The sequence below is a fragment of the Blautia sp. AF19-10LB genome, assembly GCF_003461245.1.
Taxonomy (GTDB): domain Bacteria; phylum Bacillota; class Clostridia; order Lachnospirales; family Lachnospiraceae; genus Blautia_A; species Blautia_A intestinihominis.
This window is the reverse complement of the sequence record NZ_QTWS01000018.1, coordinates 1-17,287: the sequence shown is the minus strand read 5'-3', so window position 1 is coordinate 17,287 and position 17,287 is coordinate 1. Positions and strand designations below refer to the sequence as shown.

13 protein-coding genes and 1 rRNA gene are annotated in these 17,287 nt (G+C 44.3%); 7 read left to right on the top strand and 7 right to left on the bottom strand.

From position 1 onward, the window contains the following. Window positions 1-18: 18 nt before the first annotated feature. Window positions 19-831 (bottom strand): AraC family transcriptional regulator, encoded by an 813-nt coding sequence (locus DWX28_RS10815; RefSeq protein WP_118252682.1) that lies wholly within the window; start codon window positions 829-831, stop codon window positions 19-21. A gap of 103 nt (window positions 832-934) precedes the next feature. Here DWX28_RS10815 and DWX28_RS10810 point away from each other — a divergent pair, with 103 nt between their 5' ends. Next, the gene (locus tag DWX28_RS10810) at window positions 935-3,979 is read left to right on the top strand and encodes a glycoside hydrolase family 2 TIM barrel-domain containing protein (protein WP_118252681.1); all 3,045 of its coding nucleotides are present in this window, start codon (window positions 935-937) and stop codon (window positions 3,977-3,979) included. Window positions 3,980-3,990: 11 nt separating this feature from the next. Beyond that, window positions 3,991-6,015, top strand: coding sequence for a beta-galactosidase (locus DWX28_RS10805; protein WP_118252680.1), 2,025 nt, complete (start codon window positions 3,991-3,993; stop codon window positions 6,013-6,015). 51 nt (window positions 6,016-6,066) lie between these two features. On the opposite strand, the gene DWX28_RS10800 is transcribed toward DWX28_RS10805, so the two are convergent. Next, window positions 6,067-6,294 carry a hypothetical protein gene (locus DWX28_RS10800; RefSeq protein ID WP_022214524.1) on the bottom strand — a complete coding sequence of 76 codons (228 nt, stop codon included), beginning with the start codon at window positions 6,292-6,294 and terminating at the stop codon, window positions 6,067-6,069. A 4-nt stretch (window positions 6,295-6,298) separates the two neighbouring features. Beyond that, window positions 6,299-6,541, bottom strand: a complete 243-nt coding sequence (locus DWX28_RS10795) for a type II toxin-antitoxin system RelE family toxin (protein ID WP_022214525.1) — start codon at window positions 6,539-6,541, stop codon at window positions 6,299-6,301. A gap of 232 nt (window positions 6,542-6,773) precedes the next feature. Between DWX28_RS10795 and DWX28_RS10790 the strand changes: the two genes are divergently transcribed. Further along, the gene (locus DWX28_RS10790) at window positions 6,774-7,523 is read left to right on the top strand and encodes a GntR family transcriptional regulator (protein ID WP_158565306.1); all 750 of its coding nucleotides are present in this window, start codon (window positions 6,774-6,776) and stop codon (window positions 7,521-7,523) included. Window positions 7,524-7,619: 96 nt separating this feature from the next. On the opposite strand, the gene DWX28_RS19390 is transcribed toward DWX28_RS10790, so the two are convergent. Genes DWX28_RS19390 through DWX28_RS10780 form a run of 3 tightly spaced genes read right to left on the bottom strand, consistent with a single transcriptional unit; the run spans window position 7,620 to window position 9,611 of the window. Continuing rightward, window positions 7,620-7,793 (bottom strand): hypothetical protein, encoded by a 174-nt coding sequence (locus DWX28_RS19390; protein WP_158565305.1) that lies wholly within the window; start codon window positions 7,791-7,793, stop codon window positions 7,620-7,622. A 3-nt stretch (window positions 7,794-7,796) separates the two neighbouring features. Beyond that, window positions 7,797-9,074: a cytosine permease gene (locus tag DWX28_RS10785; protein WP_118252679.1), complete on the bottom strand. Its 1,278-nt coding sequence runs from the start codon at window positions 9,072-9,074 to the stop codon at window positions 7,797-7,799. Between the two features lie 54 nt (window positions 9,075-9,128). Further along, complete coding sequence (locus DWX28_RS10780) at window positions 9,129-9,611, bottom strand: nucleoside deaminase (RefSeq protein WP_118252678.1); 483 nt, start codon at window positions 9,609-9,611, stop codon at window positions 9,129-9,131. A gap of 322 nt (window positions 9,612-9,933) precedes the next feature. Between DWX28_RS10780 and DWX28_RS10775 the strand changes: the two genes are divergently transcribed. From DWX28_RS10775 to DWX28_RS10765, 3 genes are read left to right on the top strand one after another with little or no spacing between them, the layout of a single operon-like run. After that, on the top strand, window positions 9,934-11,082 hold the full coding sequence (locus DWX28_RS10775; RefSeq protein ID WP_118252677.1) for an exonuclease SbcCD subunit D: 1,149 nt from the start codon (window positions 9,934-9,936) through the stop codon (window positions 11,080-11,082). After that, on the top strand, window positions 11,083-14,268 hold the full coding sequence (locus tag DWX28_RS10770; RefSeq protein WP_118252676.1) for an SbcC/MukB-like Walker B domain-containing protein: 3,186 nt from the start codon (window positions 11,083-11,085) through the stop codon (window positions 14,266-14,268). It abuts the gene before it with no gap. Between the two features lie 10 nt (window positions 14,269-14,278). Then, window positions 14,279-15,238, top strand: coding sequence for a DUF3878 family protein (locus tag DWX28_RS10765; RefSeq protein WP_118252675.1), 960 nt, complete (start codon window positions 14,279-14,281; stop codon window positions 15,236-15,238). 95 nt (window positions 15,239-15,333) lie between these two features. Here DWX28_RS10765 and DWX28_RS10760 read toward each other — a convergent pair whose 3' ends face one another. Further along, a complete protein-coding gene (locus tag DWX28_RS10760) occupies window positions 15,334-16,716 on the bottom strand; it encodes an MATE family efflux transporter (protein ID WP_118252674.1) in 1,383 nt (460 codons plus the stop codon). A 508-nt stretch (window positions 16,717-17,224) separates the two neighbouring features. Between DWX28_RS10760 and DWX28_RS10755 the strand changes: the two genes are divergently transcribed. Beyond that, window positions 17,225-17,287, top strand: a 16S ribosomal RNA gene (locus DWX28_RS10755); the annotation flags it as partial.

The window sequence follows — 17,287 nt, the reverse complement described above, 5'->3', positions numbered from 1 at the left end:
TGTAACTTTTTAACGTATTTACATGTGGTAAACCTTACGGAAATCAAGTGGAGTGGTTCCCGTGTATTTCCGAAAGATCGAAATAAAGTGGCTGGTGTCTGTGAAACCGGACGCGAGGGAAATCTCCTGGATCTTCATGTGCGTGTGAGTCAGCAACAGTTCCTTGGATTTGTTGATCCGGTAGCCGGTCAGATATTCATAGACCGAAACACCCAGGAATTTGCGGAACAGTCGGGAGAGATACTGAGGAGTGACAAAAACCTGGCTGCTCAATTCCTGAACAGTCAGTTCCTCAGAATATCTGGTTTCGATTTCCCGTACAGTGGGGGCAACATATCTCTGATACAACGGATCGGCGGTCAGATTTCCGGAAGAAGTGTCCAGAGTAAAAGCAAGCAGCAGGTCATAGCAGAGCGTAGAGAGAACTTTCATGTCAGGAATGGATTTCTGGAATTCAGAAACGGCGTCCGAAATGATGTGCTCGATCAGACATCCCTGCTCCTTACTGACAAAAACAACCGACTGATTCTGAAGGATCGAAGAGATCCCGGAAGAGAGTGTGCCGGTAAATGTGGCAAAAACAGTATCCCATTCCTCAGATTCTTTCGTATAAGAATGAGGGACAGACGGTGCAATCAGGATTCCTTCCTGTTCCTCCAGGATATAATGTTTTCCACGGATCTCAATTCGTCCACGTCCCTTCTCCGTCTGGAGATAATGATAATGTGGATGTCCGTTCGGACGCTGCATACTCTCCTGATACCAGTGGTTTCCGACAGAATCAAACATGAATGGCATGGTTACGGGAGTGTTTCGGAAGTAAATTGGCATAAGCTTACCTTGTTTCGAAATGTTATATTTTTTGGAATGACTTATTATACCACATGAGAAAGATACATACTATAATGAATCCATAAAACGCAGGAGGATAATGATGAAAACTTTTGATTATTCTTTAGTAAAAGATCCACAGTATTTCAAAGATGGAAGAATGGATGCACATTCTGACCACACATATTACAGAGATGGAGAGGAAGCGCAGGAAAAAGAAACTTCCTTCCGTTATGACCTCAACGGAATCTGGAAATTCCACTATGCCCGTAACTATGGAAGTGCGATTCTGGGATTCGAAAAAGAAGAATATTGCTGCAGAGACTGGGATGATATCCGTGTACCGGCCCATATCCAGATGGAAGGATATGATGCACCTCAGTATGCTAACGTACAGTATCCGTGGGAAGGCCACGAGGACATCCATCCGGGTGAGATTCCGGAGCATTTCAATCCGGTTGCAAGCTACGTGAAATACTTTGAAGTGCCGAAAGAAATGCAGGGGAAACGTCTCTTTATCTCCTTCCAGGGAGCAGAGAGCGGCATTGCATTATGGCTCAACGGACACTTCGTCGGATACAGTGAAGACTCTTTTACACCGTCAGAATTTGAACTGACCGAGTATGTAAAAGAAGGCGAAAACAAACTCGCAGCACAGGTATTCAAATGGACAGCAAGCAGCTGGTGCGAGGACCAGGACTTCTTCCGTTTCTCCGGAATTTACAGAGATGTTTACCTTTATACTGTACCGGAAGTTCATGTTTATGACCTTCAGATCCGTGCGATCCCGGATGAAACATTAAGTGCAGCAGCACTTGAGATCAGAACAAATACCTGGGGCAAAGGCACAGTTAAGATTACTCTTTCCAAAGACGGAGAGACCGTGATCGAGGACAAAAAAGCACTCGACGGAGAAGAAATTTATTCCTGGAAAGTAGCAGATCCGGTACTCTGGAGCGCAGAAGATCCACAGCTTTATGACCTGACACTGGAAGTTTATAATGAGGAAGGAGAGCTTCAGGAAGTGATCCCTCAGAGAGTTGGATTCCGTCGTTTTGAAATGAAAGACGGCATCATGACACTGAATGGAAAACGTATCGTATTCAAGGGCGTGAACCGTCATGAATTCAGTTCTGTAAGCGGAAGACACGTATCCGAAGAAGAACTTCGCAAAGACCTTAAGACGATGAAGCAGAACAATATTAATGCGATCCGTACCTGCCATTATCCGGATGCATCCCTGATCTATCAGCTCTGCGATGAATACGGAATCTATATGATCGATGAGACAAACCTGGAATCCCACGGTTCCTGGGATGTTGCTGAATTTACAAAGGACTACACTTACGTTGTACCGCATGACAAGCCGGAATGGCTGGATATGATGCTTGACCGTGCAAATTCCATGTATCAGAGAGATAAAAACCACACGGCGATCCTGATCTGGTCCTGCGGAAATGAGTCCTTCGGAGGCAAGGATATTTTTGAAATGTCCCAGTTCTTCCGCAACACAGACCCGACCCGTCTGGTTCACTATGAAGGTCTTTGCCATGACCGCAGATATAACGATACCAGCGATATGGAAAGCCAGATGTACCCGTCTGTAGAGGCAATCAAAAAGTTCCTTGCAAAAGATGATTCCAAGCCGTTCATCTGCTGTGAATACACTCATGCGATGGGAAATTCCTGTGGTGCAATGCACAAATATACAGATCTGACCGACACAGAACCGAAGTATCAGGGTGGATTTATCTGGGACTACATTGATCAGTCTATCTACAAAAAAGACCGCTACGGCAAAGAGTTCCAGGCGTACGGCGGTGACTTCGGAGAACGTCCGACAGACTACAACTTCAGCGGAAACGGTATCGCATATGGTGGAAACAGAGATGCTTCTCCGAAGATGCAGGAAGTCAAATTCAACTACCAGAACATCACTGCAGAAGTCAGTGCAGACAGCGTAAAAGTCATCAACAAGAACCTGTTTGTGAACACAGATATTTTTGACTGCAAAGTAACTGTTGCAAAGAATGGTAAAGTGATCCGCAAGGCTTCTCTTGCAACGGCAGTTGCTCCATTAAGCGAAGAAACCTATGCACTTCCACTCGCAAAAGAAGAGAAACCAGGCGAATATGCAGTGACTGTTTCCTTCCATCTGAAAGAAGATAAAGCATGGGCAGAAGCGGGACATGAGGTAGCTTTTGGACAGTATGTATACCAGGTTGAAAAACCGAAAAAGACCTGCCCGGAAGGTGTAAAAGTGATCCGCAGTACACACAATATCGGTGTCAGAGGAGCGCATTTTGAAGTACTTTTCTCTGTATTGAACGGCGGTCTGGTATCTTATAAATATGCCGGAAAAGAAATGATCGAGGCAATTCCAAAGCCAAACTTCTGGCGTGCACCAACGGATAATGACTGTGGAAATCTCATGGGAATGCGCTACGGACAGTGGAAGATCGCCAGCATGTACTTAAGCCACAAAGACTTCCGTCAGGGACCATACGGCCCGGGAAATGAGCCGGAAGTAGAGGTAAATGAGAAGACTGTAAAAGTGACTTACACGTATCTCATGCCGACCACACCACTCAGCGAATGCAGACTTTCCTATGAAGTATCCGGTGATGGAAGAGTAAAGACAACCCTCAGTTATGACCCAGTCAAAGAACTTGGCGACATGCCGGAATTTGGTGTGATCTTCAAATTCAATGCAGATTATGACCGTGTGGAATGGTACGGACTTGGAGAGGCAGAGACCTATTCTGACCGTAAAAAAGGAGCAAAACTTGGCATCTATGCAAACAAAGTCGCAGACAATATTGCAAGATATATGGTTCCGCAGGAATGTGGTGCAAAAGAAGAAGTGCGCTGGGCAAAAGTAACTGACCGCAAGGGAAGAGGAATGCTCTTTGAGATGGATGAGAACAATGGTCCAATGATGTTCTCAGCACTTCCATACACTCCGCATGAGATGGAAAATGCAATGCATCCATACGAACTTCCGGAGGTTCATTACACTGTTGTACGTGTTGCAAAAGACCAGATGGGAATCGGTGGAGATGACAGCTGGGGAGCACGCACACACGAAGAATATTTACTGGAAACCGATAAAAAGATGGAATTTTCCTTTGTATTTAAAGGACTTTAAGAGGAGACAACATGGCGAAACAGATGAAATACGGACGTTACCTTCATGGTGGAGATTATAACCCGGAGCAGTGGCTTGACCGCCCGGATATCCTTCAGAAAGACATCGAATATTTCAAAAAAGCACATATCAACACTGTATCGGTAGGGATTTTTTCCTGGGCTGTTCTTGAACCGGAAGAAGGAAAATATAACTTCGACTGGCTGGAAGAGATTATCAATAATCTTTACAAAGAAGGCATCTATACCATCCTTGCAACTCCGTCAGGAGCAAGACCAAAATGGATGGCAGACAAATACGAAGAAGTCCTTCGTATGGACCCGGACAGAACAAGAAGATTTTTCGGAGGCAGACATAATCACTGCTTTACCTCTCCGGTATACAGAGAAAAAGTCCATGCGATCGATAAGAAATTAGCCGAAAGATTCGGCAAACATCCGGCAGTTATGCTGTGGCACATCTCCAACGAGTTCGGTGGAGAATGCCATTGCCCGCTGTGCCAGGCGAAGTTCAGAGAATGGCTGAAAGAAAAATATGGCACGATCGAAAACCTCAACAAGAGCTGGTGCACAACATTCTGGAGCCACATTTACAACAGCTTTGATCAGATCGAAAGCCCATCCACGAAGGGTGAAAATGAACTTCATGCACTGAAACTTGACTGGAAGCGTTTTGTCACAGATCAGACGATCGACTTTATCAAAAATGAGGTTGATGCGATTCGTGAAGGAGGTTCTGAACTGCCTGTGACCGCCAATCTGATGTATGATTTTGACGGTCTGGATTACAAAAAATTCAAAGATGTTCTTGATATTGTATCCTGGGACAACTATCCGGGATGGCACAAAAAAGAGGAATATGTCACAGCTGTTGACGCGGCAATGCAGCACGACCTGATGCGCAGCATCAAGAAAGCGCCGTTCCTTCTTATGGAATCCTGCCCGTCTGCAACGAACTGGAAACCGATCAACAAACTCAAAAAACCGGGAATGCTTCTGGCAGGTTCTCTCCAGGCAGTTGCTCACGGTTCTGACAGTGTTCTGTATTTCCAGCTTCGTCAGAGTCAGGGCGCTTCCGAGAAATTCCACGGTGCTGTGATCGATCATTACGGCAAAGAAGATACCCGTGTTTTCCGTGAAGTAACAGAGGTTGGAGAGGTTCTGGAACAGATTCAGGAGACTGTTGGAACCAGTATGAGGTCACAGGCGGCTGTCCTTTATGACCGCGAAAATGACTGGGCGATCGCTGATGTGCAGGGACCGAGAAATGTAGATATGCATTATCGTGAAAATGTGCAGAAGAACTACCGTGCACTTAGAGAACAGGGTCTGAATGTTGACGTTATCGCAATGGAACATGACCTTGCAGACTACAAAGTCCTGGCAGCTCCGATGGCATATATGTTCAAAGACGGATACGAAGAAAAACTCCGTACTTATGTAGAGAACGGCGGAACTCTGGTGCTTTCCTATTGGTCAGGACTGGTGGACGGTACAGACAGATGCTTCCTTGATGGAACTCCGTATGGTCTTATGGATGTGACCGGAATCCGCAGTGCAGAGATCGATGCTCTCTATGACTGGGAAGAAAATCATGCAATCCCGGAGGCAGGAAGCCATCTTGGAATCAGCAGCGTATATACCTGCAAAAACCTCTGCGAACTGGTTGAAGTTTCCGATGCGGAAGTGCTGATGCGCTACGGCGAAGACTTCTATCAGGGATATCCGGTGCTGACACACAAGGCATTCGGCAAAGGCCATGTATACTATGTATGCGCGGATATGGAACTTGGATTCTATCAGGACTTCTACGGCAGAGTAGCTGCAGAAGCAGGTCTGAAATCCCCGATCGAATTCATTCCGGAAGGCGTTGCCGTAACCGTAAGAGAAAGCGAAGACACTGAATACCTCTTCATCCAGAACTATGCGCGCAAGCCACAGGCTGTTCCAGTTCCGGCAGAGTATGAACTGCTCTATGGAACCGAAAGCGAAGTCATGGCATCGCTGCAGACAAGGATTTTGAAGAAACACAAATAAAAAATAAGACAGAAAAAAGTTCCCGGCACTTTGTCAGGAACTTTTTTCTTGTTATTTTAAATTCAATTCTTTAAGCAAATCTTCCTGAGAAACAGATGGCTGATAATCAGGATCGCCATTTTTATAGGCGTTCATAATTGCCTGTTCGTCGGGATCAGGCACAACCTGTTCGATATTATCAAGAGCAAAAGTGGAGAGAATCAGATCCCAGACTTTTTGCGCATCCTCTTCGCTCATAACAGTAACAGCTCCGAAAATTCGTTCTTTTATACTGGACATAGTATCACACTCCTTTATAAATCTGACCACGGTTTCCGATATCGATGATATCTATTATGATACCATTAACATTAAATAAAACTCTGAAATTTCCTACACGAAGACGATATCCGTCGGTACCCTGTAATTTCTTTATATCACCCTCCAACGGAAGTCTGGAAATGGCTGCTATCAATCTTTTCTGCGAAGGAATATCCTGGCGTTTTAAAAATTTGATTGCCTTTTTGGAATATGAAATTTGAAACAATAGAAAACCTCCCTACATAAATTATAGTCGAATCATATTCAATTTTTTATCTGGTGTAGGTGTAGTTTGATTATAAAAAAAACATGAGAATACGTCAATATATATGGGAGTTAATTGGGATAGTAATTTTGTTGTAGTATAAAAGTATCAATCTAATCTTTTCATATATCAGGAAATTGTGGTACTATTATTTACAGAAAAGAAAATATACCAGAAAGAACTGATGATTATAATGAAACAGATAAAAAAGATTAATCTTAAATCTCAGGTTCGTGCGGAACTGGAAGAGTATATTCATTCTCTGGATCTGGATGTAGCCAACAAACTCCCGCGGGAAGAGGAACTCTGCCGTATTCTCGGGATCAGCAGGGTGACGCTTCGAAGCGTGCTGGATGATCTGGCAGCAGAGGGAATTATCATCCGGGTTCATGGAAGAGGTACTTTTGTCAATCCGCACTTTCGGGAAATTGCATGCCGGTTTGACCAGGCAATCCATTTTCCGGATCTGATCGAGAGCAGTGGATATAAAGCACGGATGGAGATACTGGAAATTCGGATGGAGCCGGCCGAAAAAGAAGTAGCGGAAGCATTGAGACTGGCACCGGGAGCACAGGTCTGGAGTGCACTTAAGGTATTTTATGCGGATGAACATCCCTGCGTGATCAGCTACGATTATGTGTCGACAGAAATTTTTTCTGAGGAGGCACTGGAGAAACTGAAGAACTACAAAGACAGTATTTTCTATTTTCTTTATCAGGAAACCGGAAGAAGGATTGCCTGGGATAAGGTGGAAATCGATACCATCCTGAGCGATGATATACTGCCGAGAGGAATGAAAGTAAAAGGTTTTCCGGAGCGAAAACCATTTCTTTTTCTGAGTTCGGTAAATTATGATGAGAAGAACCGGGAGAGTGTTTATATTCGTGAATATATCAATACTTCTATACTGAAGTATTCCCAGATCCGTAAAAGAATTTTTTGAACAGTAAATAAAAAAGAAACAGATCCTCTGTGCGGAACAGAAGATCTGTTTCTTTTTTGGTAGGAAAAAATTTATCAAAGCTGAGTATTGTTTCTGTTACGGCTGCCAGGATGAAAAAGCGTAGATCAGAACAAAGATGCTGGCAATCAATAAAACATTTCCTGTCATGATCAGTGATGAAGTTGTGCAGAGGCACGCCATAAAAGCACCGATGCCCATGACGATGATTCCGATAAGTGCTGCGATTTTATATTTTCTCAGTTCTTCCATGAGTTAATCCTCCTTGATAACCTGTTTTTTGGTGATTTTCATAAGTACAGTATAGATGACTGCACCGAGGATCAGTCCATTCAGGGACGGAAGTCCAAATGGAAGTGTAAATACCAGAACCAGTGAAAGAACCCATGCAATCCACGGGATAATGTTGAAGTTGTGGAATTTCACACCTTCAAGTCTGGCGTAACTTCCATGATGAATGATGAAATAGTCAGCCAGAATAATTCCCGGAAGTGGAGGTACGATAGTACCAAGCAGGTTCAGGAATGTAAACAGGAATGAGATCTGATAAGGTCTGCAGAGCGTTGCACCGGCAGAGATGATCAGGATCACAATGATAATCTTCTTACGGTCCATCTTGAATGCGTTGGACAGGTTCAGTGAAGTCGAATACAGGTTTGATGCATTGGTAGTAAAAATATTGGTAGTCATCAGGATCAGACATGGAATCAGCAGACCCATGGATAACAGTACGTTTGTCAGATCACTGTCTCCAACAGCGATGGAAGTCAGTGTACCGCAGAGAATCATAAAAATATTTCCGCCCAGAAGTCCGGTAAGTGTAGCTGCGATTGCAGATTTGGCAGATTTTGCATAGCGCATGATATCTGCGATACAGGTAGCAGTGGAAAGAATCCAGGTACCGATTACAATCGTGATTCCGCTTCCGATAGAAATACTGTCGGTCGGAACATGGTTCCAGATGCCGTCTGCACCAACCATGCCTACTGCACAGATGGAGGTTGCCAGTGACAGGAATACGATTGCAGGGATTGCAATGTATCCAAGAATACTGATAGCCTTGTAGCCTTTCATGGAGAAAATCCCCATGATAACTGCACTGACAGCCATGCAGAATAATTCAGCAGTTCCGCTCCAGTTAAATGCCTGGGCGATAAAATGTCCGTAGGTTGCTGCCTGAATGGTATACCAGCCGATGTTTACGACAGGTACAAACATGGAAGCAACGCGGGAGCCTTTTTCACCAAAGCTGTATTTGGTAAGCAGAGCAAAGGTAAGGCCTGTTTTGCTGGCAATATAGCTGACAGCCACGGCGATTATGCTCAAAAAGACGTTTCCAAGTACAACAGCAAGTAAAATTCCCTTAAAATCCAGCCCGGCAGATAATCCCCCTCCTGCCATCATACTGGTAATAACAAATACGAATCCAGTCCAGACGATCGTCAGACTGAAATAGCTTTTTCGCTCATTCTCAGGAACGGTACAAAGTGCGAACTCTGTATCCTGTTCGTTAGTATTGTTTGTGTTTCCCATAGTAAATACCCTCTAAAAAAATAAAATAGTTTTTGTAATCCCTGATCCCATAAGTTATTTGTTCCAGAATCCCCTGTGAACTTCAGCTGCAAGCGGTGCAAGTTCCGGGAATGGTCCGATCACCCGGATATCCTTCTGACCTCTGGCAAAAACATCTCTGCATGGAAGATCAAAGGTAGGATTCTGTTCATCAGATCCGGTCAGTGACAGCAGATCCTTTTCTGTCATTGCATAAACGACGCGGCCGATATTGGACCAGTAAATACAGCCGGCGCACATTGCACATGGCTCTGCGGTTGTATACAGTGTGCATTTCCAGAGAAAATCTTTGGAATACATGGTGGATGCCTTTTCTGCAAGCTGTGTTTCAGCGTGTCCGGTGCTCTTGTGAGTGGAAATCTCTACATTTTCCTGTTCTAACAGGATATTTCCATCCTCGTCAACGAGGATTGCGCCGAATGGTGTGTTTCCGTGTTCACGGGATGTTTTGGAAACTTCGATGCATCGTTTCAGATAATATTCATGTTCTCTATACATGTTTTGCTGCTCCTTTTTCTTATTTTTTGATATTATTGGTATGAGGTAATACCTTTTAACAAAGTGTATCATAATACACAAAAAAAATCAATAAGACAAAAAAACTTTGTAAAAAGTAACTAATAAAAGCTGAAAAATATCGGTTTTAGAATAAGTAAATTGTGCAAAAGGCAAAAGAAACGACATAAAAAAGTTCCTTGTTGAGAAATAGCGAAAGAAAAAGATGCAGGCAGACAGCTAAGATGTTATGATGGAGACAGAGAGTGCCATGAATAGGGTGAATCGTAACAGGCAGAAAATACTGCCGGAGAGGAACGTGACTATGAAATTTTTTCACTTATCAGATTTACATATCGGATTGAAATTAATGAACCGTGATCTGCGGGAAGATCAGGAATATATTTTGAGTAAGATCGTCGAGGCAGCAGGTCGGGAAGAGACGGATGCGGTTGTGATCGCGGGAGACATTTATGATAAAGCCGTTCCGTCTGCCGAAGCAGTCGAAGTTTTTGACCGGTTTCTCGAAGAACTGACGGAGACTGTTCCGAATGCGGTGATCATGATGATCAGCGGAAATCACGACAGTGCGCCGAGGGTCAACTGTTTTCGAAATGTTTTGTCCAGACAGAAGGTATATATGATCGGTCAGCCACCGAGAACAGAGGCAGAATATATAGAAAAAGTCGTTCTGCATGATGCATATGGAAACGTGAATTTTTATCTGCTTCCGTTTGTAAAACCATCTATGGTCAAACAGGTCGTGGGGGTGGATGAGAATGGAAATAATCTTTCTTATAATGAAACTCTGCACAGACTGATCGGGCGTGAGGAAATTGATGAGAATGACAGAAATGTACTCGTCAGCCACCAGTTTTATCTTCCTGTCGGCAAGAAAGCAGATGAGATCGAGCGAATGGAATCAGAAATCTGCACGGTAGGAAATATCGATGAAATTTCCGCAGATGTGTTGGAGATTTTTGATTATGCGGCGCTTGGACATATCCACAAACCAATGAAAGCTGGCAGCGAAAACTGGCGTTATTGCGGAACACCTCTCGCCTGCTCTGTGAGTGAAGCACAGCAGCAGAAAGGGATCATAATGGTAGAAATGGGCGCAAAAGGCGAAGTCAAAACAACAGTCTTACCACTTGAACCACTGCGTCAGGTGAAGGTTGTAAAGGGAACACTGGAAGAGGTTCTGGAAGAATCCTGTGCAGATTATGTAACAGTCATTTTGACAGATAAAGCAGATCTTGATGTGATCGATATGCAGGAGCGCATCCGGCTGGCATTTCCGAATCTGCTGGAGATCCGAAGGGAAAATCTGAGAAAAGCTGATTATACCAGAACGTTACAGACGGAAGAACTGCTTGACCCTTATGAGTTATGCTGCTCTTTTCTAAAAGATCTGGATGAGGAAGAGAAGACGATCCTGCAGGATGTACTTTACACGGTTCAGGGGGTGAAATAGATGAAACCTTTACGCTTAAAAATGCAGGCATTTGGCTCTTATGGTAAGGAAACAGTGATCGATTTTGAGAAAGTAAACCAGAATCTTTTTCTTATTACGGGAGATACCGGAGCGGGGAAAACGACTATTTTTGATGCGATCGTATTTGCTTTATATGGGGAGGCAAGTTCTTCGACAAATAAGAAAGACGGCGTTGTTCTGCAGAGTCAGTATGTGGATTTTGCGCAGGAACCGTTTGTGGAACTTGTCTTTGCAGAGGGACAGGGCGAGACCAGGGAAGTGTATACCGTGCGCCGCGTTCCGAGACATCTCAAGATGATCACCAGAGGTGCGGCGAAGGGAAAACAGAGAGAAGTTACGGGATCTGTAAGTCTCATTATGCCGGATGGGACTGAATATCCGTCCAAAGAAACTGACCGGAAATTACAGGAGATCACAGGACTTACGAAGGGGCAGTTCATGCAGGTTGCGATGATCGCACAGGGTGAATTTATGGAGCTTCTGCGGGCAAGATCCGATGACAAAAAAGTGATCTTCCGGAAGCTTTTTAATACAGAAATGTACCAGGAGATCGTGGCAGAACTGGGTAATCGGAAGCGTGCAAAAGAGAAAGAGATCGCTGTTTTGAAAACACAGTGTCAGAGCGAAGTGAGCAGGATCCGCATACCTGAAATATACGGATCAGAGATACTCAAACAGTTGAAAAAACAACTTGAAGAAGGTGAGATGACACGCCTCACAGATTTCCTGAAAGAGCTGGAAATACTATGTGACTGGCTGGGAAAACATACCCGCGAGGCGGAAAAAGAATACCAGGAAGCGGCTAAAAAAAGAGATGAAAAAAGAGAGGCATATACAAGAGCAGAAGAACTTCTGAAGTGGTTTGTACAGCTCGAAGATGCGGAACAGAAACTGCAGCAATATGCATCTGATGAAGGCAGAATAAAGGAGATGCAGGGGCTGCTCGGACGTATCAGAGATACCTGGGAGATCAGGGAAAACTATATGCTTCTGAGTGATGCCCAGAAACATCTGAGAGATCTGGAAGAAGCACTGCTGAGTCAGGAAAAACGCCTGCCAATGCTGAAAAACGCGCGGGAAGCAGCCGAAAGTGCTGAAGAACAGGCGAAGCAGACATACGATCAGGAGCTGCAGAATCACAGCAGAATATCTGAGAAAGTACAGAAGTCATTAGAGGTTTTGACGCAGATAAAAAACCTTTCTATACAGACAGAAACAGACAGAAAAAGTTACAACGAAGCGACCAGAAAAACGCAGAAAACACAGCAGCAGCAGGAAACTCTGGAGCAGAAAGCTGAACAGTGGAAAATACAGAGTGAAGAGCTGGCAGAAGTGGACAAAAAACTGGCAGTTGCGGAGGGGAAAAAGGAAGAAGCAGATGCTGTTTCGCAGGAAATTTCTGACGTTCGAACACTTGGAAATCAGGCAGAGCAGTGCCGCAAAAAAGCGATCAAAGCAAGAGAAGATTATGTCAGAATAACAGAAGATTATAATGCGGCAAATACAAAATATGAGAGTATGAGACAGCGTTTTTTGAACGCACAGGCAGGTTTTCTTGCGGAAGAACTGGAACCGGGAAAACCATGTCCCGTATGTGGCTCGACAGAACATCCGAATCCACATAAAAGGGCTGTGGAATATGTGGATATCTCCGAAGAAAAACTCCAGAATATGCAGATAAATGTGGATAAACTTCGCAAAAAGCAGGAGAAATCGGCAGGAGATGTCGCGGCGGCAAGAGCAGAATATGAGACACGAAAAACGACCTACATTGGCAGTGTACGAAAACTTCAGGAACGTCTGGGAAAAAGTATTTCTTCTATAACGGAGCAGTCGAGTGTGACAGAAATGGACCAGGTGCTGGAGAACTGGAAGCAGCAGCTGGAAGAAGAACTGAACAAGTTAAAGAAAGACGCGAAACTTCTGGCGAAACTCCGTGAGGCACTTCAGAATATAGAAGAACAGAGACGAAAACTTCGGGAAACGTATACTCAATGTATGACAGAAGAAAAAGAAGCGGCAGAAAAACTGGCAGGCAGTGAGGCTACATTGAAAAATCTGAAAGATTCTGCAGAATTTCAGACAGAAGAAGCGGCAAAGGCAGCTTTGCATCAGGCAGTGAGCAGCAAACAGCGTGCGGAGGAAACATATCAGAAGGCTTCGGCAGAAGCAAAAGAAGCTGTGAATTCGCAAAAGCAGGCAGAGACACTGATCGGCCGTTATCAACAGGAAATTCCGACACAGAAACAGTGCGTGGAAGAACGAAAAACTTCTTATATAGAAATAATGAGCACGAAGCAGATGGCGGAAAAAGAATGGAAAGAACTTGCAGAGGCTTACAGCCGTGAGGCGGCAGAAGAATTTCAGAAAACAGTTAATACTTATTATGAAAAGAAAGCGGCACAGCAGGCAAGGAGGGATTCTGCAAAGAATGCAGTTGGGAAGGTCGGACGGCCAGTCCTGGAAGAAATTCAGAAGGAAAGAGATCTGGCCGAGACAGAATATCTGGAAGCAGAAAAGATTTATAATCAACTGCGTATGGACAGCAAAGACGATGGAGAGATTTTGGCTGCTCTTTCATCCAGACTGGAAGAACGAAAGGCAGTTGTGGAGGAACATGCCCGGATCGATGCTCTGTATCGGATGACATCAGGAAATGTAAGTGGAGCACGTATGGATCTGGAAACGTATGTCCAGAGATATTATCTGGAGAGGATCCTTTATGCGGCGAACCGACGTTTTCAGGAGATGTCTGCAGGGCAGTTTGAATTTCGGATGTATGACTTGGAAAAAGCAGGCGAAGGTAAAAATCGCGGACTGGATCTGATGGTATATTCTACAGTCACCGGCAAAGAACGGGAAGTGCGGACACTTTCCGGAGGGGAATCTTTTATGGCGGCATTATCACTCGCACTTGGAATGGCAGATCAGATCCAGGAAAGTTCTGCGGCGGTCAATCTGGATATGATGTTTATAGATGAAGGCTTTGGTTCGCTGGATGAGCACTCACGCAACCAGGCGGTAAAAGTCCTTCAGGAGATGGCAGAGGGCTCAAGACTGATCGGAATCATTTCCCATGTGACAGAACTTAAACAGGAGATAGAAGATCAGCTGATCGTAAACAAAGATGAAAATGGAAGCCGTGTAAGATGGCAGATCAGTTAAGGAAGAAAGAATGACAGAAAATACATTGGAAAAGCTGGCACAGCTTCTGGAACAGGATCAGTTTGAGTTGATTTTTTCAGAAAGCGGAGCTGGCAGAGGACAGGATATACGGCTGGTATACCTGATGAATGATGCTGTGGAGAGCTTTCTGGTCTTCCGGGATGCCCGGATGACAGGCGAATATCATGCGGAGTATGAGGGAGAACTGGAAGCATCTCTGAACAAACAGGGTGAGGAATTTGTGCTGGTGGTGAAACAGGGAGAGACAGTCTTGACGTTGTTTTTTGAAGAGATGGATCTGGAAGTGTATCTGTATGAATATGCGTACACCGGACATTTCTGGGTTAAGGGATATGAATATCTGAGACAGCTCGAATACAGGCTTGCGATTCTGAGAGATAAGTACGATTATCTTGGCGAAGAATACTGCACTGAGGAAGAAAAACGTCTGGCGGCACTTGTAGAGTTTCCTCCATTAAATTATTGCTGCTATCCGGCAGTTCCTGAAAAGTATATCGTGCCGCGGGAGGATCCCTGGGTTCCGTCGGAGGAAGCCATTACTTATATGAAAGAACTCTCTGCGGAGTGCGGAGATATTTCTCTCGAAAAAAAGCTGGAAACATATCGGAAACATCCGACAAAATTCCGGGCAAAAAGAATTGCAGCCATGCTTCATAAAAAGAAACATGCTGCAGTTGTGGATCTGCTGACACGGAGACTGCGGGAAGCAACAGCGGAGTATCCACGGCGTTTTCTTGGGGATGAGCTGGAACGGAAATATGAGAAGATGCTGAAAATGGCGAGAAAAAGACAGCAGGAATTGGAGGAACAGGGATATAAGTCAGATATTCTGAGAGAAGAGCCTTTTACGATCGCGCGAGATTCGCTGGGGTATAAAGTGTATCTTATGATATGGAAAGAAAAAAGGGGCGACGTGGTGGTGGAAGTCGAAGAATATGCCTGTAAATAAAAGCCAGGGGGGACGGGTATTGTACCTGCCCCTCCGGCTTTTTTGTTGCATTGCATATCGAGGAGGTGTCAGTGGCCAGTGGCAAGTCCGCTGATTTACTCGTTTTTCATCTGTGAGAGTTCCCTTCTTGCAAACACGACTGCGAGTACAAAAGCCGCCGCATCAGCAATTGGCCCTGCGTACATTACGCCGTCAATTCCCATAAACTTCGGAAAGATCACAACAAGTGGAAGCAGGAAGATCACCTGTCTCGTAAGGGACATGATAATACCAAGTCCTGCTTTTCCTATAGAAGTAAAAAATCCTGCGGACATTGGCTGAATGCCATTTGCAAAAGTGAGAAGCATAAAGATCCTCAGATAATTTTCCGCAAATTTAAAGTACAGATCACTTCCGCCGCCAAACATTCCCACGATCTGATGAGGGAAAAACTGAAAGCACAGGAAAAAGATCACTGCAATGATCGTACAGGCGGTGGCTGAATATTTATATGTCTGTCGAACACGGTCAAATTTTCGTGCACCGTAGTTAAAGCCCCAGATTGGCTGTGCACCCTGAGCGATTCCGATACAGATTGCCAGGAAGACCATATTTACTTTGGATACGATTCCGACGCATGCGATCGGAATATCACTTCCATAAACAGAAATTGATCCATAATAGCGAAGGATATTGTTCATTACGATCTGAACAGCTGCAATTGCGATCTGATTGATGCAGGAAGCCATTCCAAGTGAAGTGATCGCTTTGAGGTGGTGTATTTGTGGCTTTAGCATTTTGCGGTCCAGATACATTTTGCGGAATTTTGTAAAATAAAGCAGGACCAGAAATGCAGATACGATCTGACCGATCACAGTTGCCCAGGCGCCACCTTTGATGCCCCATTTGAAACCAAAGATAAATAACGGGTCCAGGATGGTGTTGATGACTGCTCCGGTAAGGGTGCAGGTCATGGAATAAGTAGGACTGCGGTCAGCACGGATCAGATGATTTCCGCCGACGGATAAAGTAAAGAACGGAAGACCGATCGCAATGATGCTTACATAATCTGTTGCATAAGGCATAACAGTATCCGTCGCGCCAAAAAAGATAAGCAGCGGCCGCAGGAAAATCAGAATGACTGCGGCAATGGATACTCCGGTGATGACCAGTGTGGAAAGTGCGCTTCCGGCGATCTCGCTTGCTTTGTGCTCATTACCTGCGCCCATTTCCAGATTATAGTTGGATGCACCACCGATTCCCAGAAGCAGAGCGGCAGCAGTTGAGATCGTCGTAACCGGGAATGCAATATTGGTAGCGGCATTTCCAAGCATGCCGACACCCTGACCGATAAAGATCTGGTCTACTATATTATAGAGAGCATTGACCAGCATACTGATAATGGCAGGGACTGCAAATTTGGCAAGAAGACTGCCAACAGGGGCAGAACCCAGTGGATTTGCTGCGGTTGATGTTGAAGGGGGTGATTGCTGTTTCAAGATAAAAACCTCTTTCTTCTATAGTAATGTGATATGTTTGCCCCATTTTGGGGAGATACTATAAAGTATAACACAAAAAAAGAAAAAAAGTGAAAAAAGGTGTTGACAGATTGGTTTTATAGTGGTATTCTAACTGAGCTGTCACGAAGAATTGTTTCTTCTGAATAAACAACTTAAACAATTTCAAAAGTTTTGAAAAATGTGAAAAAAGTTGTTGACAAGGAAATGAAGATGTGATAGAGTAGACAAGTCGCCTGAGAGCGACGCGCAAACATCATAAAAGCTTCGAAAAGAAAATGAAAAAAGTACTTGACAAGCGCTGATGAATGTGATAACCTAGATGAGCTGTCGCAAGAGAGCAAAACAAAAGAACCTTGATAACTAAACAGTGAAACACATACGATTCTCGAAAATTCTTAACGAATCATCATTCAATAGAATGAACTTTTTATAACAGTAATGACGAGAGATAACTAAGCTAGTTGGTTGTCTTGAGACATCAAACACTTTTACAGAGAGTTTGATCCTGGCTCAGGATGAACGCTGGCGGCGTGCTTAACACATGCAAGTC

Bases quoted from the DNA above. Each gene is read 5' to 3' on its own strand.
- DWX28_RS10815 (WP_118252682.1), bottom strand. From the start codon at position 831: ATGCCAATTTACTTCCGAAACACTCCCGTAACCATGCCATTCATGTTT.
- DWX28_RS10810 (WP_118252681.1), top strand. From the start codon at position 935: ATGAAAACTTTTGATTATTCTTTAGTAAAAGATCCACAGTATTTCAAA.
- DWX28_RS10805 (WP_118252680.1), top strand. From the start codon at position 3,991: ATGGCGAAACAGATGAAATACGGACGTTACCTTCATGGTGGAGATTAT.
- DWX28_RS10800 (WP_022214524.1), bottom strand. From the start codon at position 6,294: ATGTCCAGTATAAAAGAACGAATTTTCGGAGCTGTTACTGTTATGAGC.
- DWX28_RS10790 (WP_158565306.1), top strand. From the start codon at position 6,774: ATGAAACAGATAAAAAAGATTAATCTTAAATCTCAGGTTCGTGCGGAA.
- DWX28_RS19390 (WP_158565305.1), bottom strand. From the start codon at position 7,793: ATGGAAGAACTGAGAAAATATAAAATCGCAGCACTTATCGGAATCATC.
- DWX28_RS10785 (WP_118252679.1), bottom strand. From the start codon at position 9,074: ATGGGAAACACAAACAATACTAACGAACAGGATACAGAGTTCGCACTT.
- DWX28_RS10780 (WP_118252678.1), bottom strand. From the start codon at position 9,611: ATGTATAGAGAACATGAATATTATCTGAAACGATGCATCGAAGTTTCC.
- DWX28_RS10775 (WP_118252677.1), top strand. From the start codon at position 9,934: ATGAAATTTTTTCACTTATCAGATTTACATATCGGATTGAAATTAATG.
- DWX28_RS10770 (WP_118252676.1), top strand. From the start codon at position 11,083: ATGAAACCTTTACGCTTAAAAATGCAGGCATTTGGCTCTTATGGTAAG.
- DWX28_RS10765 (WP_118252675.1), top strand. From the start codon at position 14,279: ATGACAGAAAATACATTGGAAAAGCTGGCACAGCTTCTGGAACAGGAT.